This is a genomic window from Sphingopyxis sp. SCN 67-31, assembly GCF_001725095.1.
Genome location: NZ_MEFH01000055.1, coordinates 75,251 through 99,144 on the forward strand (window position 1 = coordinate 75,251; position 23,894 = coordinate 99,144).

A 23,894-nucleotide genomic window follows, 5' to 3' on the forward strand; every position below is an offset into this window, starting at 1 on the left:
GCAGCGAGGCTTGCGAACTTGTTCGCTAGCCGCAGCGGGGTGGGCTGGTCGCACCGTTGCTGCCCACCCCGACCCCTCCCGCAAGCGGGAGGGGAGATTATGGAATCAGCAAGCTGGATCCGGTCGTCCGCCCCGCTTCCAGATCGGCATGCGCGCGCGCCGCGTCCTGCAACCCATAGCGCTGGCCGACGGTAATCGCGACCGCCCCGCTTTCGATCATCTCGAACACGCGCGCGGCGCCCGCCGCGCGTTCGCCGGGGTCGAGATAATAGTCGAACAGCGTCGGCCGCGTGACGAACTGCGATCCATGCTGCGCGAGGACGCCCAGATTGACCCCGGTCACCGGTCCGCCGGCATTGCCGTAGCTGACGATCAACCCGCGCCGTGCGGTCGCCTTCAGCGACACGGTCCATGTCGCCATGCCGATGCCGTCGAAGGTCACGGGGACGCCCTGGCCGTCGGTGATCTCGCGAACATGCGCGGCGACATCGTCCTGCTTGTAGCGGATGACATGGTCGGCGCCGGCGTCGCGGGCCGTCTGCGCCTTGGCTTCGGTGCTGACGGTGCCGATCACCGTCGCGCCGACCGCCTTCAGCCATTGGACGAGGATCAGACCGACGCCGCCCGCCGCGGCATGGACCAGCACCGGCCAGCCCGCCTCGATCTTCGCGCAGCGCTCGACCAGCGCCTCGACGGTGCAGGCCTTGAGCAGCGCGGCGGCGGCGGTGTCGTCGTCGATGCCGGCCGGCAGTTTCATCAGCGATGCGGCGGGAACGATCCGCGCGCTCGCATAGGCGCCCCGCTGCGGGCCGAAGGTCGCGACGCGGTCGCCGGGCTGCAGGCCGTGGACGTCGAGGCCGGTCGCGACCACCTCGCCCGCCGCTTCGACGCCCAGTCCGCCGGGAAGCTCGATCGGATAGGTGCCGTCGCGATGATAGGTGTCGATATAGTTGAGCCCGATGGCGGTTTGGCGCACCAGCACCTGTCCGGCAGCGGGCGCGCCGAGCGTCACCTCGCGCCACTGGATAACCTCGGGACCGCCCTGCTCCGCGATGAACGCCTCGATTGCCTGCATGGCTGCTCTCCTGCTGGTCCGCTTCATCTGGAGCGAGCGGACAGGCAGCGCAAGGGTCGATGCGATCTAGGGTCCTGACCCTAAGCCCTCCTCTTCCGAGGAGGGGGTGAGTCAGCGGGGCGCGCGCGGCTTGCCCTTGCCGAAGGGCTTGGCCTTGAACCCGCCGGGCTTGCCATGGGGCTTGCGCGGCCCGTCCTTGCGCGGACCCCCTTCGCGTCGCGGCGGCCAGGTCGCGCCGCCGGGCGCCGGCGTGATCGCGACGCCATTGTCGTCTTCGCCATCCTTGTTGGCGCTGCGCTCGACCGCCTCGGCGAAGCGGTCGGCGATGGCGAGCGGAATGTTGAACAGCGTTTCGTTCGGGCCGATGCGGATCGCGCCGATTTCGTGCTTGGTGACATGGCCGCGGCGGCAGAGCAGCGGCAATATCCAGCGTGGGTCGGCATTGTGGCGGCGACCGATGTTGAGCCGGAACCAGACGCTGTCGTCGAAACCGTCGCGGTGCCCGCCGCGCTCGCGCGGTTCGCGTTCGGCGCGTTCGCCCCGCTCGCGGCGCGGCGGCGGGCCGTTGTCGATCAGTTCCTCGGGCAGCGGCATGGTGGCGCGGTGCGCGCGGACAAGCGCGGCGGCGATGTCCTCCGGCGCGCGCTCGGCGAGCAGGCGGCGGCCGAGCTCGATATCCTCCTCGTCATGCTCGATGGGGGCGAGCAGCGCCTCGATCAGCCGTTCGCGGTCGCGTGCCCGTACGTCGTCGGCGGTCGGGGCGCCGGTCCATTCGGCGTCGATCCGGGCGCCGCGCAGCATGGCGTCGACACGGCGGCGGCGCGGATAGGGCACGATCAGCACCGCCGTCCCCTTCTTCCCCGCGCGCCCGGTGCGACCCGAACGGTGCTGGAGCGTTTCGGCATCGCGCGGGATTTCGACATGGACGACCAGGCTCAGGCTGGGCAGATCGATGCCGCGCGCCGCGACGTCGGTCGCGACGCACACCCGGGCCCGGCGGTCGCGCAGCGCCTGCAGCGCCTGGTTGCGCTCGTTCTGGCTATGCTCGCCCGACAGCGCGACGGCGGCGAAGCCGCGGTTGACCAGCCGCGCGTGCAGGCGGCGGACATTGTCGCGCGTGGCGCAGAACAGCATCGCGGTTTCGGCGTCGTGAAGGCGCAGCAGGTTGATCACCGCGCTTTCGATATCGGCGGGCGCGACGGTCACGACCTGATAGGCGATATCGCCGTGGCCGCGATCCTCGCCGACCGTCGAGATGCGAAGTGCATCGCGCTGATAGCGTTTGGCGAGCTGGGCGATCGGCTTGGGGATCGTCGCCGAGAACAGCAGCGTGCGCCGCGTTTCGGGCGTCGCGTCGAGGATTTCCTCCAGATCCTCGCGAAAGCCCATGTCGAGCATTTCGTCGGCCTCGTCGAGCACCGCGACGCGCAACGCGGCGAGGTCGAGCGCGCCGCGCTCGAGATGGTCGCGCAATCGGCCGGGCGTTCCGACGACGATGTGCACGCCCTGATTCAGCGCCCGGCGCTCGCGGCTCGCGTCCATCCCCCCGACGCAGGTCGCGATGCGCGCGCCGGTGGCGGCATAGAGCCAGCCCAGTTCGCGGCTGACCTGCAGGGCCAGTTCGCGCGTCGGCGCGACGATCAGCGCAAGCGGTGCCGAGGCGAAGGGAAGGCGGCCGTCCGCCAGCAGTTCGTCGGCCATCGCAAGACCGAAGGCGACCGTCTTGCCCGAACCCGTCTGCGCCGAAACGAGCAGGTCGCGGCCGTGGGCCCCGGCCTCGATGACCTGCGATTGCACCGGGGTCAGCGTCTGATAATCGCGCGCGCCGAGAGCGTCCGCGAGGGCGGGGGGAAGATGATCGAAGGCCATATTTCTCTTCTTTTCCGTAACGGGCCGCGCCGCCGATTCTTTAATTCGTCATACCGGACCCGATCCGGCATCCATTCGCCCCTTGCCACGAAGCGCTGAAGGGACCCCGGATCAAATCCGGGGTGACGAAGGGACGCAAGCTTTTCCTAAAGCGCCTGGCCCGCTGCGTATCCGCTGGCCCACGCCCATTGAAAATTATAGCCGCCCAGCCACCCGGTGACATCCACGGCTTCGCCGACCGCATAGAGCCCCGGAACGCTTTTGGCCATCATTGTTTGCGACGACAGCCCGGCGGTCGCGATGCCGCCCACGGTGACCTCTGCCTTGGCGAAACCCTCGGTGCCGTTGGGTTGGAAGGCCCAGCGCTTCAGGCGCGTCTCGGCCTCTACGAGCTTGCGGTCGGTCTGCGCTCCCAGTTCGCCGGGTAGCGCAAGACGGTCGGCGAGCGTCTGGGCGAGCCGGGCGGGGAGCAGGGGCGCGAGGGTCGAGGCCAGCGTCGCCCGCGGCCGCGCGCGCTTCGCCTCGACCAGCCAGCCCGGCGCGGCATCGGGCAGGAAGTCGATCGTCACCGGATCGCCGCGCTGCCAATAGCTGCTGACCTGGAGGATCGCGGGCCCCGACAGGCCGCGATGGGTGAACAGCGCCGCTTCGCGGAAAGCCGCCTTGCCCGCGCGCGCCTCGACCGGTGCCGCGACACCCGACAGCTCGCGGAACAGCAGATCGTCGCCGCCGAGCGTCAGCGGGACGAGCGCGGGACGCGGCTCGACGACCTTCAGGCCGAAGCGCCGCGCGAGGTCGTAGGCGAAGCCTGTCGCGCCCATCTTCGGAATCGACGGACCCCCCGTTGCGACGACCAGCGCCGGGGCGGTGAAGCGCCGCTCGCCGAAGGTCACCGCGAACCCTTCCGCGCCGTGCGCGACCTCGCGGACCGGCTGGCCGTGCAATATGGTGACGCCGCCCTTCGCCGCCTCTTCCATCAGCATCGCGACGATCTGCTTCGCCGATCCGTCGCAGAACAGCTGGCCGAGCGTCTTTTCGTGCCACGCGATGCCATGTGCTTCGACCAGCGCCAGGAAATCGGCGGGGGTGTAGCGGGCGAGCGCCGATTTGGCGAAATGGGGGTTCGCCGAAATATAGCGGTCGGGGGCCGTGTGAATATTGGTGAAGTTGCAGCGCCCGCCGCCGGAGATCAGGATCTTCTTTCCGATCGCGTCGGCATGATCGAGCAGCAGCACCCGCCGTCCGCGTTGCCCGGCGACCGCCGCACACATCAGCCCGGCCGCGCCGGCGCCCAGCACGATGGCATCATAAGGGGCAGCGGTCATCGGCGGTCAGCGCAGCTTTGCGATCGACAGCCCGTCCTGCTTGGCGCGCGCCTTCACCGACTCCTCGCTGCGCGTCAGCGCCTTGGCGATCGCCTTCAGCGCCACGCCCTTCCTTGCGAGCGTATGAAGCTTGTCGATTTCCGCCGCCGTCCATGGCTGCTTGTGGCGTTCGAACTTGTCCTTCATGCCTGCGCCTCGGGGTTGGGAGCGGCGGCCAGGACCGTGATCGCGTCTTCGCGTCCCTGGAATTCGACCATATCCTCGACCTCGGCGCCGAGCAGCGCGCGGCCGAGCGGGGCGGTGAAGGCGATGCGCCCGACGGTCGGGTCCGCCTCGTCATGGCCGACGATCGTCACTTCGCGGTCGGCGCCGTTCAGCCGGTAGCGCACCCGGCTGCCGATACCGACCGACCCTTCCGCGGGCGGTTCCTGCACCTCGGCGGTCGCCTTGCGCGTGCCGAGATAGCGGAGCTGGCGTTGCAGCTTTGCCTTCGCTTCGGCATCCGTTTCCGCCTCGATCGCCGCGTCGAGCGCCGCCACGCCTTCGCCGAGCAGGCGCAACCCGCGCGGCGTCACCAGATTCGGTCCCGGCGGAATCGGCCATTCGAAGGTCGGTTCCTTATGTTCGTCGTCGCTCTCGCGCCGAAAGGCTACGCTCATCGTCCATACTCTCGGGGAAGGGAAGCCATCCCTTTGCACCGCGAAGGTGGCGACAAGATGGCGCGGCGCCGGTCGTGCTGGACAGTCCCTCCTTCGTGTATTATAACCATAACACACGAAGGAGATATGCGATGCGCAACTGGACGATGGCCTTCCTCCCGCTGGCGCTGGCGATGACCGCGACGGGCTGCAGCGGCGCCGATCGCGGCGATCGCGGCGACCGCAGCGAGACCCGCGGCGATGCCGACCGCGCCGCCGATGCGGGACCGCAAACGACGCAGAATTTCACCCTCACCGGCTTCACCGGCGTCCAGGTCGCAGGCCCTGACGACGTCACGATCCGTCAGGGCGACAATTTTTCGATCGCAGCCAGGGGGCCGCAGGCGGAGATCGACGAACTCGACATCACGCTCGACGGAGCGCTGCTGTCGATCGGCCGCAAGCGCGAGGGCTTCAGTCTCGGCGGTGGCCGCCATCGCGGTGTCGAGATCGCGATCACCATGCCGAAACTCGACACCGTGCGGCTGACCGGGTCGGGTTCGATCGACGCCGACGCGGTCGCGGGCGATAAGGTCGCGGCGGTGCTGACCGGGTCGGGCGACCTCAAGATCGCGAAGCTTACCGGCAAGCGCGCCGACATCACCGTGTCGGGGTCCGGCGATATCGATATCGACAATGGCACGATCGACGCGGGCGACATCAGCGTGACCGGATCGGGCGACGTCGATGCCGACGGGCTGGTCGCGACGACGCTGGCCGTCTCGGTCACGGGGTCGGGCAATGTCGAGACGCAGGCGACCGGCAAGGCCGACGTCCGCGTCCTCGGTTCGGGCGACGTGACGCTGACCGGCGGCGCGACCTGTTCGACGCGCAAGATGGGATCGGGCACCGTCACCTGCAGGTGACGCGCCCGCTGGCGCGGCCCGCGCGGAACGGTTAAGGCGGCGGTATGACCAGCGCCTCGCGATGGGCCGCGCTTGCGGCTGCCGCCATCCTCTTCGCCGGACCCGCGGCAAGCGCGGAGAAGCGCTTTGGCCTCACCAGTTTCGAGGCGATAGAGGTCGATGCCGATTTCATCGTCGAGGTGACGACGCGGGCGCCGGTCGGCGCGGTCGCGATCGGGACGCCCGAGGCGCTCGATCGCGTCAGCCTCGAAACGCGTGACGGGCGCCTGGTGATCGGCGAGCGCCGGTTCGCGGGCGACGAGCGCCGGACGAAACCGCAGGCGCCGGTGACGGTCCGCGTCAATGCCGTCAATTTGCGGTCGGCCATGCTGGGCGGCGCGGGCGCGCTGCACATCGACCGGCTGAAGGGAACGCGCGTGAGCATCGGTCTGCGCGGCCCCGGCGAGATCCGGGTGGGCGAGGTGGTCGGCGACCGGCTGTCGGTTGCGATGATCGGCAACGGCGCGATGACGCTCGCGGGTTCTGTCAAACAGGCGCAGGCGACGCTGTCGGGGGCCGGCAGCCTCGACGCCGGGGCGCTGGTGGCGGGCGAATGGACCAGCGACAGCGAAGGGGCGGGGGACCATGTCCTGCGGGCCGAAAAATCCGCGACGATCACGGCACGCGGGATCGGGCGGACCGTCGTGCTTGGCCGACCGACCTGCACGGTGCGCAATATCGGCAGCGGTTCCGTCACCTGCGGGCAGGCGCGATAGAGTGTTTTCAAGTCAGGTGGAATCACCTGACGACTCGGAAAACACGGTAAAACAAGAATCCAGAGTGCCGGTTTTGATTCCATCAAAACCGAATCCACTCTAGGCGCAGCGACCGCGTTCAGCCTTCGATGCGGGGGCGATATCGGCGGCTGCCGCGCAGCATCTCGCCGTCCGCCAGTTCGACGTCGAAATCGCCGCTCCTGTGGGTGACGACGCGGCGCACCGCGTCCTTGCGGACGAGGCGGCTCCTGTGGATGCGCACGAAGCCGGCGCCGGCCAATTCGGTCTCGACCGCACTCAGCGCCGCGCGATGGAGCAGGCGGCGCCCGCGCCATGCGATCTCGACATAATTGCCCGCGGCGGCGATATGGCCGATCTCGGCGACCGGAAGGCGGTGCGCGACCGATCCATCGCTCACGGTCAGCGTCCGCGATGCTTCGACCGGCGTGGAGGGCGCGGCGTGGCGCGCGATCAGCCACTGCATCAGAAAGATGAGCAGGATCAGTTCGGCATAGGTCGCCGCGTCCTTGCGCAGTTCATAGAGGATCGGCGATCCATCGGGCGATTCGAACGCATAGCTGCTACCGGCAAGCCACCAGACGACCATGCGCAGCCCCACCATCAGCGCGATATGGGCGAGCGAAACGGGCAGAGCGAGCGCGGCGTGGATCGCGATCGTCGCGATCCAGCCGAAGCGCGGCGGACGGATGAAGCGGACACCGAACCAGCAGAGCAGGATCATCATCGTCCAGGCGACGAGGCTGGTGCCCTCATAGGCCCAGGCCGTCGATGCCGGCACGTCGCGGCCGAAGGCATGGCGCTCGGCGAGATAGGAATAGACGTTCGAGGTGATGCGGATGAGGCCGTAAGCGAAAAGCGCGCCGACGAGCAGGATCGTCAACCGACGCGGGCTGATGCGATTCGTCCCGGCTCCGCCGCCGTTGGTCCCAGGCGCTGTTCCTTCGGTCACGCTCCCTCCGCCGCTGGTCCCGCGCCGGTCGCGGCTCTGTCCGGCCCTGACGTAGCCGTCCTCGCGAAACCGGGCAAAGGAGATTCGGCGTGGCCGGAGCGATACGGCATCTTGGCATGGACTGGCTGCGGATCGGGGCGTTCGCGCTGCTGATCCTCTATCATATCGGCATGGTCTTCGTGCCATGGGGTTGGCACGTCAAGAGCGAGCCGACGATCGATTGGGTTGCGATTCCCATGCTTGCCACCAACGGCTGGCGGCTGCCGCTGCTGTTCCTCGTTTCGGGATATGCCAGCGCGGCGCTGCTGGTGAAGCTTGGCGGGGCGGGGGACTTTGCACGGGCACGAAGCGCGCGCCTGTTGATCCCGCTCGCGTTCGGCATCCTCGTCGTCATACCGCCGCAGCCGTGGATCGAACTGATCGGGCAGCATGGCTATGCGCACGGCCTGCTCCATTTCTGGCTGCACGATTATTTTCGCTTCGGAACGCTGGACGGCATCGTCCTGCCGACGTGGCAGCATCTGTGGTTCGTCGTCTATCTGTGGGTCTATACGATGCTCGCCGACCTGTTGTTTGCCATCGTGCCGTCCTGGCTATGGGTGCTGGTCGCCGATGGCGCGGCGAGGCGGCTCGGCGGCTGGAATATCCTGCTGCTGCCGATGGCCGGCTGGCTCCTTGTCTACGCCGCCTTTCCGGACCATCGCGAAACCCACGCGCTCGTCGATGACGGGCCGGTGCATCTCCATTACCTGATCGCGTTCGCGGTCGGGTGGCTGCTTCGCGCGCGTCCGGTCCTGTTCGACGCGATCGCCTGTTGTCGGACCGGAGCGGCGATACTGGCCGTCTTCGCCTTCGTACCGATCGTCTGGATCGCATGCGCGTGGCCGGAGGGCGGGCCCGCATGGGCGGACATGGCGTTCCATGGCGCGCGGCAGGCGCAGGGTTGGGCCGCGATCGTCGCGCTGGTCGGCATCGCGGACCGCTGGTGGAACCGCGACCATCGCTGGCGCGCGCCGCTCGCCGAGGCGGTCTTTCCCTTCTACATCATCCATCAGACGATCATCGTCGTCGCGGGCTGGTATCTGATCCGGGCCGGTGTCGCGGCGCTCCCGCTCTTCATGCTGCTGGTCGCGGCGACCGTCGCCGGCTGCTGGGCCTTCTATCTCGGCGGGCGGCGCGTCGGCTGGCTGCGGCCGCTGATCGGACTGCAGCGCGGCGCGTGACAGCGGCGCGATCTTGTGCAACCTTCTTCTCCGAAACATGACGGGAAGAAGGTGAAGCATGGCGACCAAGGGACCGCAGGACTTCATGGATGCCTATCGCGACATGCTGGGCAATTGGGAAAAGATGGCGAACGAGTTCGGCGCCAAGTTCCTCCAGCAGAAAGAGGCGGCGCAGGCGATGAACGGCCTGAACAACGCCAAGGTCGCGATGCAGGCGCAGATGAAGGACGGCATGCTGAAGGCGCTCGACGCGATCCAGATGCCGAGCAAGGCCGATATCGAGGATCTGGGCGCGCGGATCGGCGCGATCGAGGCGGCGGTGGCGCGCATCGAGACGCTGCTCGCAAGCGGCGGCCAGCCTGCCGACGGGACGCTGAAGCCCGCCCGGACGCGCAAGCCCGGTAAGACGAAATGACCGGCGGGGCCGCGGCGCAGGCCGACGCGGACCCCTTTGCCGCCGCGCGGCGCGAGTTCGAGCGCGCGATGCTGCGCAATATCAAGGGAGTCGAATATCTTGGCTCCCCCGCGCCGGTCGTGGGGAGCAGCGGCAAGGACGTGCTGATTTCGCGTGGCACCTTTCGCCTCTATCACTACCGCCCATTGGTCGACGAGATCTACCGCATGCCGCTGATGCTGGTGATGGCGCCGACCAACCGCGGCTATATCTTCGACATGGCGCCGGGGCAGAGCTTCGTCGAGTTCCTGCTGAAGGCGGGTTACGACGTCTTCATGGTCGACTGGGACGCCCCGCGTCCCGAGGAGAAAACGGTCGGGATCGCCGACTATGTGCTCGATTTCCTGCCGAGTGCGGTGCAGCGCGTCCGCGCGGTGACGGGCGAATCGGACGTCAGCGTCGTCGGCTATTGCGCCGGCGGGCTGTTGTCGCTGCTGTGGGCGGCAACCGCCGGGGCGGCGGGTCCGGCGAACCTCGTCACCTTCACGACGCCGGTCGACTTTCGCCATATGCCGCAGTTCCAGGCGTGGTCCGACAAGAGCTTCTTCGACGTCGACCGGCTGGTCGATACGGTCGGCAACGTGCCGAGCGACCTGATCATGACCAGTTTCGAGATGCTGCGCCCGGCGCAGCGGGTCGCGGGCAATATCCGGCTCTACGACAATCTGTGGGACGATGAATTCGTCAAGGCGCACCGGATGTTCGACCGCTGGGGCATGGATGCGCTGCCGCTTCCCGGCGAATATTTCCGCGACATGACCAAGAAGCTGATGTGGGACAATGCGCTGATGGCGGGGACGATGACGGTCGCGGGGCGGCCGGTCGACCTCGGCGCGATCGCCGCGCCCTATCTGCACATCACCGCGCAGCACGATCATATCGTGCCGCCGCCGGCATCGGCGCCGCTGATCGAGATGGTAGGTTCGCAGGAGAAGAACCAGGTGGAATTGAAGGGCGGGCATGTCAGCCTGATCGCCGGCGCCAATGCGGTGCGCCGCATGTGGCCGATGGTCGACGAATGGCTGGGCGAGAAAAGCGTATGAGCGAAGCGACGATCCGCGAACTGGAGCCCGGCGACGGCCCGGCCATCCTGCGCTTCGCCGCGGCGGTGCCCGCGCACGACCTGCTGTTCCTGGCACGCGACATCCGCAACGAGCGGGTCGTGTCGGCGTGGCTGGCGGCGGCGGCGGGCGACACGATGCCAAGCCTCGTCGCGACCGACGGGGAACAGGTGGTCGCGACGGCGGCGCTGCTCGCCGATCCGCTCGGCTGGTCGCCGCACGTCGCCGAGGTGCGGCTGCTCGTCGCGCCCGAATGGCGCGGACGCGGGTTGGGGCGGCAGCTTCTCGACCGCTGCATCGTGCTGGCCGGCGAGCGCGGCGCGGCCAAGCTGGTCGCCTACATGACCCCCGATCAGCGCGGTGCGATCACCCTGTTCGAGGAAGCGGGCTTTCGCGCCGAGGCGTTGCTGCGCGATCATGTCCGCGACGCCGACGGCGCGCTGCACGACCTGGTGCTGCTGTCGCTCGACCGCGGCCGCGCCGAGCGGATGGCCGAGGCCTATCGGTAGGGCGCCCGCGCCGACTCCGGCCTCACGCCGCCGCGAGTGCCGGGAGCGCGGCGCCGTCGACGCGCATCACCGTCCATTCGTCCATCATCCGCGCGCCGAGGCTTTCGTAAAAGCCGATGGCCGGTGCGTTCCAGTCGAGCACCGACCATTCGAGCCGTGCGCAGCCGCGCGCGACGCAAAGCTTTGCCAGATGCGCGAGCAGCGCCTTGCCGAGCCCCGCTCCGCGCGCCTCCGGGCGGACGAACAGGTCTTCGAGATAAAGGCCGGGCTTTCCTTCGAAAGTCGAGAAATTGTGGAAGAAAAGCGCAAAACCCTGCGGCTGTCCGTCGACTTCGCCGATCACCACCTCGGCATGCGGATGCGGGCCGAAGAGATGCTCGCCGAGCGTCGCCTCGTCGAAGCGCACTTCGTCGGCGAGCTTTTCATAATCGGCGAGCGCGCGGATGAGCGCGGCGATCAGCGGCAGGTCCGCGGGTTTTGCGGGACGGATCGAAAGGGTCATAGGTTACCGGATCGTGTCGATTTGAAGATCGGCGGCCGGGGCCGCGTCTGCCATGCGGCGGTCCGAGGTCAGAACCGGAACCCCGAGGCGCTGAGCCAATGCAAGGCAGGCGCGGTCGCCGAGCGACAGGCCGAACGGCTTCGTGAGCGGCCGCAGTGCGGCTGCACGTTCGGCCTGATCGGCGTCGAAATCATGGATATGAAGCTCCAGCCGTTCGATTTGCCGGCGCACTTGCCCGGTCCCGATTCCGCGTTCGGCCAGTTTGGCGATCGCTTCGCTCATGTTGACGGTCGACAGGTGGGCATCGGCGAGTTGATCCAGCACGATATTGCTGCCCGTCTCGTCCAGAAGAAGCGCGAGGATGGCCGATGCATCGAGGACGGTGGTCATGGCCGGCGATCTTCGGCCGCCGCCTCCGCTCGCCGATCGGCGATCAATTCGTCGACCAGCGATCCCTCATAGGGGCCGACCAGCCGCTTGATCTCCGCCTGCACCTCGCGCACCATCTGTGCATAGGTCTTGATCGTCAGGCTGCCGCCCATCCGCTCGATGACCAGTTGATCGCCGTCCTTCAATCCCAGTTCGCGGCGCAGTTCCGCGGGAATGACGATCTTGCCGCCCTTGATCAGCTTGGCATGATAGGACATGATGTGCTCCTTGGGTATATCAAGGTATCACGGGACCCAAATAGCAACAAGAGACCTACGCCGCCTTGCCGTGCAGCTTGTCCATGCTCACCGAGCTGCCCGCCTCGATCTCCGCCGCCTTCGCTTCGACGAGCTGGACGATGTGCGCGATCATGTCGGCGTCTTCGACATGGTGGTCGGTGACGCCCGACAGGTAGACCATATGTTTGCCGTGGCCGCCGCCGGTGATGCCGATGTCGGTCTCGCGCGCCTCTCCCGGCCCGTTGACGACGCAGCCGAGGACCGACAGCGACATCGGGGTCTTGATGTGCTGGAGCGCCTCTTCGAGCTTCTGCACGGTGCGGATGACGTCGAAGCCCTGCCGCGCGCAGCTGGGACAGGACACGACGCGCACGCCGCGGGTGCGCAGGCCCAGCGATTTCAGGATTTCATAGCCGACGCGCACCTCTTCCTCGGGTTCGGCCGACAGGCTGACGCGGATCGTGTCGCCGATGCCCGCCCACAGCAGGTTGCCGATCCCGAGCGCGCTTTTCACCGTGCCACCGATCAGCCCGCCCGCCTCGGTGATGCCGAGGTGCAGCGGACAGTCGACCGCTTCGGCAAGCTGCATATAGGATGCGACGGCAAGGAAGACGTCGCTTGCCTTCACCGCGACCTTATATTCGTGGAAATCATGGTCCTGGAGCAGCTTGATATGGTCGAGCGCGCTTTCGACGAGCGCCTCGGGGCAGGGCTCGCCATATTTTTCGAGCAGGTCCTTTTCCAGGCTGCCGGCGTTGACGCCGATGCGGATCGCGCAGCCGTTCGCCTTGGCGGCGCGCACGACCTCGCCGACGCGTTCCGACGATCCGATGTTGCCGGGGTTGATGCGCAGACACGCCGCGCCCGCGTCGGCGGCCTCGAGCGCGCGCTTGTAGTGGAAATGGATGTCGGCGACGATCGGGATGCGCGAGGCGCGGACGATCTGGCCCAGCGCCGCGGTCGAGTCGGTGTCGGGGCAGGACACGCGGATCAGGTCGGCGCCCGCCTCTTCGCAGCGGCGGATCTGGTCGATCGTCGCCACCGCGTCGCTGGTCAGCGTGTTGGTCATCGTCTGCACGGTGATCGGCGCGTCGCCCCCGACGGGGACGGTGCCGACCATGATCTGCCGACACGCGCGCCGCGCGATGTCGCGCCAGGGACGCAGGCCGGGATTATGATCGCTCATGGCTGTTGCTCGATAGTGGAGGGGCTGCCGCTCCTTAGCCCTCCGGCGCCCGCTTGGCAAAGGCTCGTGGAAGAGGACGGCGCTGTGACGCGAAAGACACAGCCGGGCGCGATCCGCGACCGGCGCGGCCGGTTGCACCTTGTGCCGCGCCGGAAAAGCGGCTCTTTCGGCGCCGCCGAAGGGACGGAACAGGCGATAATCGAAAAAAAGGGACATCCATGACACGACACCGCACAGCAGGCCTGGCCGCGTTCGGCGCTACTGCGTTCATCGCTCTGGCCGCCTTCGCGACGCCGGCTCTCGCGCAGGACCGCGGTATCGGTGTCGGCCCGATCGCCGTTTCGGGCAGCGTCGATCTCGTCTCCGATTATCGGTTTCGCGGCCTGTCGGAATCGGGCGGCGACGTCGCGATCCAGCCGAGCGTCACGATCAGCCACGACAGCGGCCTCTATATCGGCGCCTGGGGATCGAATATCGAGGACACGCCGACCTATGGCGAGATCGAGGCCAATATCTACGGCGGCTATGCGACCGAGATCGCGTCGGGGACCGAAGTCGACGTCGGGCTGACCTATTACTGGTATCCCGACGGACGCAAGGCGGCGGGGCCGTCGGACTATGTGGAGGCGATCGGCCGGTTGTCGCACACGCTGGGGCCGGTCGAGGCGACGGGCACGCTCGGCTATGCGTGGAGCCAGGCCGCGCTCGGCAACGACGACAATCTCTATCTGCGGTTCGACCTCGCGGCGGGCATCCCGACGACGCCGGTCACGCTGTCGGGATCGGTCGGCTATACCGACGGCGCGCTCGGGGCATTCGCGCCGGGGGGGCATTATTGGGACTGGTCGATCGGTGCATCGGCGAGCTTCGGCCCGATCACCGCGGGGATCAAATATGTCGATACCGACATTCCCAAGACCGGGGTGAAGGCGATCGACAAATATTATGACGCGGGCGTGGTGCTGTCGCTGGGGGTATCCTTTTAGCGATGGCATGATGCGGAACCGCCGCTCATGGGCTGGCGGCGTCGCATCTGCCCGCCTGTTGCGGCTAGACCGTGATGACATCGAATGGAATCGTCATTGCGAGCGGCGAAGCCGCGCGGCAATCCAGAGCAGGCATAAACCGCTCTGGATTGCTTCGCTCCGCTCGCAATGACCTCGCTGCTCCTCCCGCAAGCGGGAGGGGGCAGATTTGTTCAGCGAAGGATATGGGGAGAGGCTGGCGCGCGGCGATACAATAGGAAAGCCTTTTTGCGGAGGGCGCACGGCCTCCGCTCCGACTCTTCTCTTCGGGGCCTCTCTCGCAACTCCGGTGTCGGCAACTGTTGCCGATTTGTCGCATGGCAAAGCCAAGCGCGCGCCGATGCATTTTTTGTTTGTGCGCCGCAGCATTTTGACCGACACAAAGCCTGTGCGGAAGGACCGGCCCTGACAGAGGCCGGCCGCCGCGCAGCAGGCAGGGACGATCCATTCAACTTTCGAGGATCAACCCATGACAAATCTCTCTCGCGCATGCGCCTGCATGCTCCTTGTCCTGTCCGCCGTGCCGGCCACCGCTTTCGCGCAGGAGGCTTCGGACGACGGCATCACCATTTCGGGCAATGCCACCGTCGTCAGCGACTATCGCTTCCGCGGCTTCAGCCAGTCGAACGAAGAGGCGGCGATCCAGGGCGGTTTCAGCATCGGCCACGACAGCGGCCTCTATGTCGGCACCTGGGGGTCGAGCATCGGCTTCGCGAACGGGACCGAGATCGACGTCTTCGCCGGCTATGCGAAGGAGGTGGCGCCGGGGCTGACCGCCGATATCGGCGCGACGCTCTATCTGTATCCCGGCACCTCGAACACGTCGGTGATCGAGCCCTATTTCGCGGTGTCGGGCGACCTTGGCCACGCATCGATCAAGACCGGAATCGCGTGGGCGCCGGGCGGCCAGGACTCGCTGGGCGATGCCAGCGGCGTCTATCTCTACACCGACGCCGGGCTCGCCATCCCGAACACGCCCTTCACGTTGAAAGGCCATGTCGGTTACGCGAAGAGCGACAGCTTCCTGGGCGGCGCCGACGGCGATGTCGTCGATTATTCGGTCGGCATCGAAGCGAGCTGGAAGGCGCTGACGGGCAGCATCGCCTATGTCAACACCGACGCGCCCAAGGCGCTGGGGTTCAAGGAGGCGGTGGGCGCCGACGGCGCGGTGATCTTCACGCTCGGCGTGTCGTTCTGAGATGCGGCGGGGCGGCTTCCGGCGGCCGCCCCGTTCGCTGGATTCAGCGCCAGCGCAGGTTGCCGCGCGACAGGTCGGCGAGGCTTTTCGCGCCCATCAGCTTCATCCCGCGCTCGATCTCGGCGCGGAGCAGCGCGACCGCGCGCGTCACCCCGGTCTCGCCCGCGGCGGCGAGCGCATAGAGATAGAGGCGGCCGCCCGAACAGGCTTTCGCCCCGACCGATAGCGCCTTCAGCACGTGGGTGCCGCGGGTAATGCCGCCGTCGCAGATCACCTCGACCTTGTCGCCGACCGCGTCGACGATGTCGGCGAGCGCGTCGAAGGGCGCAATGCTGCCGTCGAGCTGGCGCCCGCCATGGTTCGACACCATGATCGCGGTGGCGCCGATGTCGACCGCGCGCCGGGCATCCTCGACCGCGACGATGCCCTTCAGGCAGAAGGGACCGTCCCATTGCTTGCGGATCGCCTCGGCGCGCCGCCAGTCGAGGCTCTGGTCGAGCATCGTGGTGAAATATTCGGCGACCGACCGGGGAACGCTCGACCCTTCGGAGACGTGCGTGGCGAGGTTGGGCAGGCTGAACTTCTCGCGGCAGACATAGTTGAGGCCCCAGCCCGGCTTGATCGCATAGCTGAGCATGTTGCGCGCGGTGAAGCGCGGGGGAGAGGTGAAGCCCGAGCGCAGGCAGCGCTCGCGATTGCCGCCGACGATCGTGTCGACCGTCAGCGCGACCGCGTCGAAGCGCGCCGCGCGCGCCGCGTCGAGCATCGCGCGGTTCAGCCCCTCATCATGATGGACATAAAGCTGGAACAGCTTGGGGCCGCCGGTCAGCGCGCCCGCCTCCGCGAGGCCGATCGTCGCGAGGCTGGAGATGCCCGCGACGGTGCCCGCGTCGGCGGCAGCGCGCAGCACCGCGCGCTCGCCCTGCCAGTGGAACAGCCGCTGGAGCGCGGTCGGCGACAGGAACAGCGGCATCGCGACCTCGCGCCCGAACAATGTCGTGCGCATGTCGACGGTCTCCACGCCGGTCAGCACGCGGGGGATCAGGTCGCAGCGATCGAAGGCATCGCGGTTGCGGCGGCGCGTCACCTCGTCGTCGGCGGCGCCGTCGATGTAATCGAACACCGGCCACGGCAGGCGCCGCTTCGCCAGCGCGCGGAAATCGTCGATATTGTGGCAGTCGGTGAGGCGCACCCTATCCCCCGTTCGTCCTGAGCCTGTCGAAGGACAGTCCTTCCTTGCAACCTATGAAGGAAAATACGGCCCTTCGACAAGCTCAGGACAAACGGAAAAGACCTATCCTGTGAGCCCACCCGTCAGCCGCGTCAGCGCCCAGCGTGGTTCGATAGGGCGCGCGGCATCCCCGACATGCGCGGCGACGCGCGCGCCGATCGCCGGGGCGAGCGCGAAAGCGCGGCCGGCGCCGCCGCCGACCAGCCACGCGCGCGGCTGGTCCGGCAGCCGGTCGAGCAGCAGGTCGCCGGTCAGGGTGCGGCAATCGTGCGCCGCCGCGCTCGCGACGACCGGCGCGTCGGCCAGCCGCGGCAGGCGGCCGGTCAGCCATTGCCGGACCTCCGCCAGCGCGCGTTCATCGGCGCGGCGGTCGAAGCTGTCGGGGTCGACGGTGGCGTCGGGCATCCCCTTCCAGCAGCGCAGCCCCACCCCCTCGACGTCGGGGAGCAGGGTGAAGCCATAGGCGCGGTCGACCAGCGCGGGCATCGCGGGCGGACGGAACTGCGTGTCGCCCTGGCCGGCGCCGAAATGGAAAAGCTGATGCCGGACTGCCGACAGCCGCTGCGGGGTCAGGATCTGGGGGAACAGCTCGGTCAGCCAGGCGCCGCTCGCATAGACGATGCTTTCGGCGGTGCCGCCGTCGGGCAGCACATAGAGGTCGCGCCGTTTGTCGCGCAGCGGCGCGGGCATGACGACGGTCTCGGGCTCGACCTGCGCGTCGAGGATGGTTTCGAACACCCCGCGCCGCCCGGCGATCATCGCCGCCTTTTCGGCGAGCAGCGCGCTTTCGTCCGCGCGCCACGCGATCTGGGTGAAGCGGTGGCGCAGCCGGTCGCCGGCGAGCCGGTCGGCCCCGCGCGGTTCGCCGGCCGCCTCGGCCGCGGCGGCCTGCGTCGTCACGGTTTCGCATCGCGTCACGATCGGCAGGCTGGCGCTGTCGGACAGGCGCTGCCACGCCTCGATGCTGTCCTCGACCAGCCCGGCATAGAGCGCGTCGCCGTTCTGCACCGGGTCGAGCAGCATCGTCGGCAGGTTCGACGCGGCCCGGCCGTTGCCCGCGCCATAGGCGTCGAACAGGCGGACGCTGCGTCCCTGCCGCACGAGGTGCCACGCGGTCCAGGCGCCGATCGCGCCGGCGCCGACGACCGCGACATCGACATGCTTTTCGGGCGCCTTCGCACCCTTGCGCCGGCGCGACGCGCGCGGCTCCTTCTTCGCCGCCGCGCCGAGCGCGAGCGCCGTCGGAACCGCGGCGAGCGCGCCGAGCAGGCGGCGGCGATCCATCAGCCGCCCTTCTTCCGGTAATAGCGCGACCCGCCGATCCAGGTTTCGAGCGGGGTCATGCGGCGGATCTCGTCGGGACTGGCGAGCAGCGGATCGCTGTCGACGATCAGGAAATCGGCGCGCATTCCGGGCATCAACGTCCCCAGCCGGTCCTCGGCGAAGGCGGCATAGGCGGCGGTACGGGTGAAGCCGTCGAGCGCGCTCTCGCGGCTCACCGCTTCCTCGGGGTGCCAGCCGCCGAAGGGCTGGCCCGCGACATCGGTGCGCGAGATGGCGGCGGCGATGCCGGGGAAGGGGTTCGCGCTTTCGACCGGCACGTCGGACCCGAAGGCGAGGCGGACCCCGGCATTCTCCAGGCTGCGCCAGGCATAGGCGCCCTTCAGCCGTTCGGGCCCCAGCCGCGCCTCGGCCATCAGCCGGTCCGACGGCTGGTGGATCGGCTGCATCGAGGCGATGACGCCGAGCTGCTTGAAGCGCGGGATATCGGCGGGATCGACGATCTGCGCATGCTCGATGCGCCAGCGGCGCTCGCCGGGCAGGTCGGCGTTGAGGTCGGCGATCGCGTCGAGCGCCTCGGCATTGGCGGCGTCGCCGATCGCGTGGATCGCGACCTGGAACCGGTCCATCGAGGCGCGCACCATCTTGTTGCGGAGCTGCGCGGGGGTGAGCAGCGGCAGCCCCTTCTGCCCCGGCGCGTCGACATAGGGCGCCTTGAGCCACGCCCCGCGCGAGCCGAGCGCGCCGTCGAGATACAGCTTCACCCCGACCATGCGCAGCCGGTCGTCATAGAGCCACGGCGTCGGTTCGGGCCCCGCGATCAGCGCCATGTCGCCGACATCATGGCCATAGGAGAGGATGCGAACCGTCAGCTGTCTGCGGTCGCCGGCGCGGCGATAGGCCTGCCAGTCCTCGATCGTCGTGCCCATGTCGGCGATCGCGGTGATCCCCTGTTCGATCAGCTTCGCCTGCGCGAGCAGGAAGGCGCGGTCGAGGTCGCGCGCCAGCGGCTTCGGCCGCGCGGCGTCGATCAGCGCCGCCGCCGCGTCGACGAACACGCCGCTCGGCTTGCCGCCCGCCATCTCGATGCGCCCGCCCTCGGGCGCTTTCGTGGCGGCGGTGATCTTCGCCGCCGCCATCGCGGCGCTGTTCGCCCAGCCGGCATGGCCGTCGACGCGTTCGAGCCAGACCGGGCGGGCAGCTTCCACCGCGTCGATGTCGGCGGCGGTCGGAAAGCGGCCGAGACCCCATTTCTCCTGATTCCACCCGCGCCCGATGATCCACGGCATGTCGGGATTGGCGGCGGCATATTTGCGGATCGCGGCAAGCGCTTCGTCGAGCGAGCGCGTTTCCGACAGGTCGAGCGTCATCAGCGAAAGGCCGAGCCCCATGACATGGCCGTGCGCGTCGATCAGCCCGGGAATCAGCGTGCGGCCCTTGCCGTCCTCCTTGAAATCGGGTCGCTCGGGCCGCTTGTCCTTGCGGTCGAGCAACTGCTTCACCTTGCCGTCATTGTCGATGACGAGCCCGGTGAAGTGCACGACCTTGCCCTGCTGGTCGAGTGTGATGCCGTTGACATTGTCGACCAGCGTGTCGGCGTGGGCCGGGGCGGCGAGAGTCGAAGCGGCGAGCATCAGTAACCCCCTCCCGCAAGCGGGAGGGGCAGCGAGACTTGCGAGCTTGCTCGCTAGTCGCAGCGGGGTGGGCAGGCGGCGCAGCCGGCCGGCAACCGGACCCGGCTTCGCCGGACCGAGTTTGGCCGCCCCTTCCGCTTGCGGGAGAGGATGTTTCCCTTGACCTCTCACTTCGGCAACCGCGTCACCAGCGAACTGGTGTCCTTTCGCCCGCCACCGGCCTTTTGCACATCGGCATAGAATTGATCGACCAGGCTGGCGACCGGCAGGGTCGCGCCATTGGCGCGCGCCTCTTCCAGCGCGAGGCCGAGGTCCTTGCGCATCCAGTCGACCGCGAAGCCGAAATCGAATTCGTCCTTCGCCATCGTGCCCCAGCGATTGAGCATCTGCCAGCTTGCCGCCGCGCCGCCCGATACCGCCTCGAACACCTTGTCGGTGTCGAGCTGTGACGCCTGCGCGAAGCGCAGCGCCTCCGACACGCCCTGGATGGCGCCGGCGATCGCGATCTGGTTGACCATTTTCGTCGTCTGCCCCGCGCCGGGACCGCCGATGTGGACGATGCGCCCGGCATAGGCGCGCATCACCGGCTCGGCGGCGGCAAAGGCCTCGGGCGATCCGCCGCACATGATCGACAGCGTTCCCGCCTGCGCGCCCGACTCGCCGCCCGACACCGGGGCGTCAAGGCTCATCAACCCGAGTCCCTCGGCCTCCGCGGCAAGCCGGCGGGCAATGCGTGCCGAAACGGTGGTGTGGTCGACGAACAGTGCGCCCCGGCGCATCGCCGCGAAGGCGCCGTCGCTGCCGAGCGTCACCTGCGCGAGGTCGTCGTCGTTGCCGACGCAGGACAGGACGACGTCGGCATCGCGCGCCGCCTCGGCGGGAGTCGCCGCCGCGGTGCCGCCGTAATGCGCCGCCCATGCATCGGCCTTGGCCCTTGTCCGGTTGTAGACGGTGACGCTGTGCCCCGCCCTGACGAGATGCCCCGCCATCGGTCCGCCCATGACGCCGGTGCCGATGAATGTGACGCGCAATGTCCGTTCGCTCATGCACCGGTCCATAACCATGGTTTGCGTGGCGCGCCAGATGGGGTTAGGGCGCAGCGCTATGACCGATCAACTCACCCTGACCTCCGCAGCCGATTTCTCGGCGATCACGCTCGACGACGTGCGCGCGGCGGCGGGGCGAATTATGGGGGCGGTCGTTCGCACGCCGACGCTGAAGTCGCAGACGCTGTCGGAACTGGTCGGCGCCGATGTGTGGCTGAAGTTCGAGAATCTGCAATTCACCGCCGCCTACAAGGAACGCGGCGCGCTGAACGCGCTGCTGCTGCTCAGCGAAGAGGCGAAGGCGCGCGGGGTGATCGCGGCGTCGGCGGGCAATCATGCGCAAGGTCTGGCCTATCATGGCAAGCGGCTGGGTGTCCCCGTGACCATCGTCATGCCGAAGACGACGCCGCAGGTGAAGGTGTCGCAGACCGCGAGCCACGGCGCGCAGATCGTGCTGTTCGGCGAGAAGTTCGACGACGCCTATGCCCATGCGCGCGAGCTGGAAAAGGAACGCGGGCTGACCTTCGTCCACCCGTTCGACCATCCGCACACCGCGGCGGGGCAGGGGACGGTGGCGCTCGAAATGCTCGAGGACGTGCCCGAGCTCGATACGCTGATCGTGCCGATCGGCGGCGGCGGACTGCTCAGCGGCATGGGAACCGCGGCGCGCGGGATCAAGAACGACATCCGCCTCGTCGGGGTGCAGGCCGAGCTTTATCCCTCGATGTACGCCGAACTCAACGGCGTCGACATGGCGTGCGAGGGCGACACGCTGGCCGAAGGGATCGCGGTCAAGGAGCCGGGGACCTATACCCGTCGCCTCGTCGCCGAGCTCAACGACGATATCGTGCTCGTCGCCGAACGGCATCTGGAGCGTGCGGTCAGCCTGCTGCTCCAGATCGAGAAGACGGTGGTCGAGGGCGCGGGCGCGGCGGGCCTCGCGGCGATGCTTGCGCATCCGGAGGAGTTCACCGGGCGCAAGGTCGGACTCGTCCTGACCGGCGGCAATATCGACACGCGGCTGCTCGCCAACGTGCTGCTGCGCGACCTTGCGCGGTCGGGCCGCATCGCGCGGCTGCGCATCCGGTTGCAGGACCGCCCGGGGGCGCTGTTCAAGGTGATGGAGGTGTTCAACGCCGAGCAGGTGAACATCATCGAAATCTATCACCAGCGCATCTTCACGACGCTGCCCGCCAAGGGCTTGATCACCGACATCGAGTGCGAGGCGCGCGACCGCGAACATCTCGACAAGCTGGTCCGGGCGCTGCGCGACGCGGGCTATATGGTGACGACGGTCGAGCTGGCGTAAATCGCCCCCCTTCTGCCTGTGGAAGGAGGCCTTTCCCGCCTCGTCACCCTGAACTTGTTTCAGGGTCCATGGCCCTGACTTTGAACGAAACGCCGCGTTTGTCGAAAGCGCAGGCCATGGATGCTGAAACAAGTTCAGCATGACGATTGGGGGATGCCCTTTCATGCGAGGATCGAGATGAAAGACTTCACCCTCTCCCTCACTGCCACGCCCGACACGATCGACGAACTCGGCCATGTCAACAATGCGGTCTGGGTCCAGTGGATTCAGCAGGTCGCGACCGCGCATTGGGATGCCGCGGCGCCGCAGAGCCACAAGGATGCCTATGTCTGGGTCGTGGTGCGGCACGAGATCGACTATCTGCGCGCGCTGGGGCCGGGCGAGAGCGTCACCGCGCGGACGTGGGTCGCCGATGCGCCGCAGGGCGCGAAGTTCGATCGTTTCATGGAATTCACCGGCGCGGATGGGCGGGTCCATGTTCGCGCGCGGACGGTGTGGGCGCTGCTCGACAAGGCGAGCGGGCGGCCGCTGCGGGTGACGGCCGCTGTCGTCGCGCCCTTTCTGGACGCGCCATGAGCGGCGGCACGGCGACGTGGCGCCCGATGCGTGCCGACGACCTGCCTGCGGTCGCCGCGATGTCCGATGCCGTGCACGGCGCCTTCACCGAACCGCTGGCGACCTATGCCGAGCGGCTCGCCCTCTATCCGCAGGGGTGCCATATCCTCGAAAGCAGGGGGTTCGAGGGCGAAGGGACGGCGATCGGCTATCTCGTCACCCATCCGTGGCGGCTCGGAGCGCCGCCGAAGCTCGGGGCCGCGCTCGGTGCTCTCCCGGCGGACCCCGACAGCTATTATCTCCACGACATCGCGCTTCTGCCCGCGGCGCGCGGCCAGCGGGCAGGGGAGGCGGCGGTCGCGCTGGTCCTGAACCTCGCGCGGGCGGCGGGTCTGCCGGTGATCGAACTGGTCGCGGTGGGCGGTGCCGACGCCTATTGGCAGCGCCTGGGTTTCGCCTATGCCGCGCCGGGCGCCGACGGTCCTTACGGTCCCGGCACCTTCGTCATGCGGCGGCCGGTGGACGCGTAGCGTCCCAGCGCTATTGGGCGAGGCTTTCCGAAAAGACGTTCATCACGATCACCCCGGCGATGATCAGCGCCATGCCGACGATCGCGGGCGTGTCGAGCTTCTGCCCCTGGAACAGCCAGGCGACGGTCGCGATCAGCACGATGCCGACCCCCGACCAGATCGCATAGGCGACGCCGGTGGGCATCGCGCGCAGCGTCAGCGACAGGCAATAGAAGGCGACGGCATAGCCGACGATCGTGACGAGCGACGGGCCGAGCCGGGTGAAGCCGTGCGATTCCTTCAGAAAGGAGGTTGCGACGACCTCCGACACGATCGCGATGAAAAGATAGACATAGCTCATGGCAGGCGCTCCTCGCCCCACGGGGATATGCCGCCCGGCTGGGCGCGTCCAGCCGTCGCGGCGCTTGCTGGCGCGGCGGCGGCGCGATAGGCACGGCGGCCATGCAGATACGATCCGCCACCCCGGCCGACGCGGCCGCCATCTGGGCGATCATCGGGCCGACGATCCGGGCCGGCGATACCTATGCGCTCGATCGCGACATGGGGGAGGAACAGGCCCTCGCCTATTGGTTCGGGGCCGACAAGGAAGTGTTCGTCGCCGAGGTCGAAGGGGCGGTGCTCGGCACCTATTATCTGCGCGCCAACCAGGCCGGCGGCGGCGCCCATGTGTGCAATTGCGGCTATATGACCGCCGCCGCCGCCACGGGGCGCGGCATCGCGCGGGCGATGTGCGATCATTCGGTCGAGCGCGCCAGGGCGCGCGGCTTTCGCGCGATGCAGTTCAATTTCGTCGTCTCCTCCAACGACCGCGCGGTCCGGCTCTGGCAAAGGCTGGGGTTCGAGGTGGTGGGACGCCTGCCGGGCGCGTTCGACCACCCGGCGCACGGGTTCGTCGACGCGCTGGTCCTGTATCGGACGCTCTGA

27 protein-coding genes are annotated in these 23,894 nt (G+C 68.3%); 12 read left to right on the plus strand and 15 right to left on the minus strand.

Annotated elements, in window-relative coordinates:
- Positions 1-97: 97 nt before the first annotated feature.
- The 5 genes from ABS88_RS09055 to ABS88_RS09075 form a co-directional block, all read right to left on the minus strand.
- Positions 98-1,075, minus strand: coding sequence for a quinone oxidoreductase family protein (locus tag ABS88_RS09055; RefSeq protein ID WP_076074137.1), 978 nt, complete (start codon positions 1,073-1,075; stop codon positions 98-100).
- Positions 1,076-1,186: 111 nt separating this feature from the next.
- Positions 1,187-2,944, minus strand: a complete 1,758-nt coding sequence (locus ABS88_RS09060; protein WP_286749631.1) for a DEAD/DEAH box helicase — start codon at positions 2,942-2,944, stop codon at positions 1,187-1,189.
- Positions 2,945-3,090: 146 nt separating this feature from the next.
- Positions 3,091-4,269 carry a BaiN/RdsA family NAD(P)/FAD-dependent oxidoreductase gene (locus ABS88_RS09065; protein ID WP_076074143.1) on the minus strand — a complete coding sequence of 393 codons (1,179 nt, stop codon included), beginning with the start codon at positions 4,267-4,269 and terminating at the stop codon, positions 3,091-3,093.
- A 6-nt stretch (positions 4,270-4,275) separates the two neighbouring features.
- A complete protein-coding gene (locus ABS88_RS09070; RefSeq protein WP_076074145.1) occupies positions 4,276-4,455 on the minus strand; it encodes a hypothetical protein in 180 nt (59 codons plus the stop codon).
- Complete coding sequence (locus ABS88_RS09075; protein WP_067109187.1) at positions 4,452-4,928, minus strand: GreA/GreB family elongation factor; 477 nt, start codon at positions 4,926-4,928, stop codon at positions 4,452-4,454. The genes ABS88_RS09070 and ABS88_RS09075 overlap by 4 nt, the downstream gene beginning before the upstream one ends.
- Positions 4,929-5,059: 131 nt before the next feature.
- Between ABS88_RS09075 and ABS88_RS09080 the strand changes: the two genes are divergently transcribed.
- Positions 5,060-5,833, plus strand: coding sequence for a head GIN domain-containing protein (locus ABS88_RS09080; RefSeq protein WP_104959340.1), 774 nt, complete (start codon positions 5,060-5,062; stop codon positions 5,831-5,833).
- A gap of 44 nt (positions 5,834-5,877) precedes the next feature.
- Entirely contained in the window at positions 5,878-6,588 is a 711-nt protein-coding gene (locus ABS88_RS09085) for a head GIN domain-containing protein (RefSeq protein WP_076074148.1), read from the plus strand.
- A gap of 118 nt (positions 6,589-6,706) precedes the next feature.
- Here the strand turns inward: ABS88_RS09085 and ABS88_RS09090 are convergent, their stop codons facing one another.
- On the minus strand, positions 6,707-7,558 hold the full coding sequence (locus ABS88_RS09090) for a LytR/AlgR family response regulator transcription factor (RefSeq protein WP_286749633.1): 852 nt from the start codon (positions 7,556-7,558) through the stop codon (positions 6,707-6,709).
- Positions 7,559-7,647: 89 nt separating this feature from the next.
- Between ABS88_RS09090 and ABS88_RS09095 the strand changes: the two genes are divergently transcribed.
- The 4 genes from ABS88_RS09095 to ABS88_RS09110 are packed head-to-tail and all read left to right on the plus strand — an operon-like array spanning position 7,648 to position 10,805.
- The gene (locus ABS88_RS09095; RefSeq protein WP_324787700.1) at positions 7,648-8,781 is read left to right on the plus strand and encodes an acyltransferase family protein; all 1,134 of its coding nucleotides are present in this window, start codon (positions 7,648-7,650) and stop codon (positions 8,779-8,781) included.
- A 58-nt stretch (positions 8,782-8,839) separates the two neighbouring features.
- A complete protein-coding gene (locus ABS88_RS09100) occupies positions 8,840-9,196 on the plus strand; it encodes a hypothetical protein (protein WP_076074155.1) in 357 nt (118 codons plus the stop codon).
- Complete coding sequence (locus ABS88_RS09105; RefSeq protein WP_076074158.1) at positions 9,193-10,278, plus strand: alpha/beta fold hydrolase; 1,086 nt, start codon at positions 9,193-9,195, stop codon at positions 10,276-10,278. The genes ABS88_RS09100 and ABS88_RS09105 overlap by 4 nt, the downstream gene beginning before the upstream one ends.
- Complete coding sequence (locus ABS88_RS09110; protein ID WP_067109165.1) at positions 10,275-10,805, plus strand: GNAT family N-acetyltransferase; 531 nt, start codon at positions 10,275-10,277, stop codon at positions 10,803-10,805. Before ABS88_RS09105 ends, ABS88_RS09110 begins: the two co-directional genes overlap by 4 nt.
- Positions 10,806-10,827: 22 nt before the next feature.
- Here the strand turns inward: ABS88_RS09110 and ABS88_RS09115 are convergent, their stop codons facing one another.
- Genes ABS88_RS09115 through ispG form a run of 4 tightly spaced genes read right to left on the minus strand, consistent with a single transcriptional unit; the run spans position 10,828 to position 13,161 of the window.
- Positions 10,828-11,307 carry a GNAT family N-acetyltransferase gene (locus ABS88_RS09115; RefSeq protein WP_067109162.1) on the minus strand — a complete coding sequence of 160 codons (480 nt, stop codon included), beginning with the start codon at positions 11,305-11,307 and terminating at the stop codon, positions 10,828-10,830.
- Between the two features lie 3 nt (positions 11,308-11,310).
- Complete coding sequence (locus ABS88_RS09120) at positions 11,311-11,697, minus strand: type II toxin-antitoxin system VapC family toxin (protein ID WP_067109159.1); 387 nt, start codon at positions 11,695-11,697, stop codon at positions 11,311-11,313.
- Positions 11,694-11,954, minus strand: coding sequence for an AbrB/MazE/SpoVT family DNA-binding domain-containing protein (locus tag ABS88_RS09125; protein WP_067109155.1), 261 nt, complete (start codon positions 11,952-11,954; stop codon positions 11,694-11,696). The genes ABS88_RS09120 and ABS88_RS09125 overlap by 4 nt, the downstream gene beginning before the upstream one ends.
- A 55-nt stretch (positions 11,955-12,009) precedes the next feature.
- The gene (gene ispG / locus ABS88_RS09130; protein ID WP_067109151.1) at positions 12,010-13,161 is read right to left on the minus strand and encodes a flavodoxin-dependent (E)-4-hydroxy-3-methylbut-2-enyl-diphosphate synthase; all 1,152 of its coding nucleotides are present in this window, start codon (positions 13,159-13,161) and stop codon (positions 12,010-12,012) included.
- Between the two features lie 218 nt (positions 13,162-13,379).
- Between ispG and ABS88_RS09135 the strand changes: the two genes are divergently transcribed.
- Both ABS88_RS09135 and ABS88_RS09140 read left to right on the plus strand, forming a co-directional pair.
- Positions 13,380-14,147, plus strand: a complete 768-nt coding sequence (locus ABS88_RS09135; RefSeq protein ID WP_067109147.1) for a TorF family putative porin — start codon at positions 13,380-13,382, stop codon at positions 14,145-14,147.
- A 508-nt stretch (positions 14,148-14,655) separates the two neighbouring features.
- Complete coding sequence (locus tag ABS88_RS09140) at positions 14,656-15,384, plus strand: TorF family putative porin (RefSeq protein WP_104959341.1); 729 nt, start codon at positions 14,656-14,658, stop codon at positions 15,382-15,384.
- 43 nt (positions 15,385-15,427) lie between these two features.
- Here the strand turns inward: ABS88_RS09140 and ABS88_RS09145 are convergent, their stop codons facing one another.
- The 4 genes from ABS88_RS09145 to ABS88_RS09160 all read right to left on the minus strand — a co-directional run bounded on the left by ABS88_RS09145 (position 15,428) and on the right by ABS88_RS09160 (position 20,576).
- Positions 15,428-16,576 (minus strand): alpha-hydroxy acid oxidase, encoded by a 1,149-nt coding sequence (locus ABS88_RS09145; RefSeq protein ID WP_076074163.1) that lies wholly within the window; start codon positions 16,574-16,576, stop codon positions 15,428-15,430.
- A 102-nt stretch (positions 16,577-16,678) separates the two neighbouring features.
- Positions 16,679-17,899 (minus strand): NAD(P)/FAD-dependent oxidoreductase, encoded by a 1,221-nt coding sequence (locus ABS88_RS09150; RefSeq protein WP_286749634.1) that lies wholly within the window; start codon positions 17,897-17,899, stop codon positions 16,679-16,681.
- Complete coding sequence (locus ABS88_RS09155; RefSeq protein WP_286749636.1) at positions 17,899-19,530, minus strand: amidohydrolase; 1,632 nt, start codon at positions 19,528-19,530, stop codon at positions 17,899-17,901. Before ABS88_RS09155 ends, ABS88_RS09150 begins: the two co-directional genes overlap by 1 nt.
- A 167-nt stretch (positions 19,531-19,697) precedes the next feature.
- Positions 19,698-20,576, minus strand: coding sequence for an NAD(P)-dependent oxidoreductase (locus ABS88_RS09160; protein WP_083675005.1), 879 nt, complete (start codon positions 20,574-20,576; stop codon positions 19,698-19,700).
- A gap of 58 nt (positions 20,577-20,634) precedes the next feature.
- Between ABS88_RS09160 and ABS88_RS09165 the strand changes: the two genes are divergently transcribed.
- The 3 genes from ABS88_RS09165 to ABS88_RS09175 all read left to right on the plus strand — a co-directional run bounded on the left by ABS88_RS09165 (position 20,635) and on the right by ABS88_RS09175 (position 22,970).
- Complete coding sequence (locus ABS88_RS09165) at positions 20,635-21,885, plus strand: threonine ammonia-lyase (RefSeq protein ID WP_104959343.1); 1,251 nt, start codon at positions 20,635-20,637, stop codon at positions 21,883-21,885.
- A 177-nt stretch (positions 21,886-22,062) separates the two neighbouring features.
- Positions 22,063-22,461 (plus strand): acyl-CoA thioesterase, encoded by a 399-nt coding sequence (locus ABS88_RS09170; protein WP_083675198.1) that lies wholly within the window; start codon positions 22,063-22,065, stop codon positions 22,459-22,461.
- Positions 22,458-22,970 carry a GNAT family N-acetyltransferase gene (locus tag ABS88_RS09175; protein WP_076074179.1) on the plus strand — a complete coding sequence of 171 codons (513 nt, stop codon included), beginning with the start codon at positions 22,458-22,460 and terminating at the stop codon, positions 22,968-22,970. Before ABS88_RS09170 ends, ABS88_RS09175 begins: the two co-directional genes overlap by 4 nt.
- Before the next feature lie 10 nt (positions 22,971-22,980).
- On the opposite strand, the gene ABS88_RS09180 is transcribed toward ABS88_RS09175, so the two are convergent.
- Positions 22,981-23,310: a DMT family transporter gene (locus tag ABS88_RS09180; RefSeq protein ID WP_067112112.1), complete on the minus strand. Its 330-nt coding sequence runs from the start codon at positions 23,308-23,310 to the stop codon at positions 22,981-22,983.
- Between the two features lie 101 nt (positions 23,311-23,411).
- Here ABS88_RS09180 and ABS88_RS09185 point away from each other — a divergent pair, with 101 nt between their 5' ends.
- Positions 23,412-23,894, plus strand: coding sequence for a GNAT family N-acetyltransferase (locus tag ABS88_RS09185; RefSeq protein WP_076074181.1), 483 nt, complete (start codon positions 23,412-23,414; stop codon positions 23,892-23,894).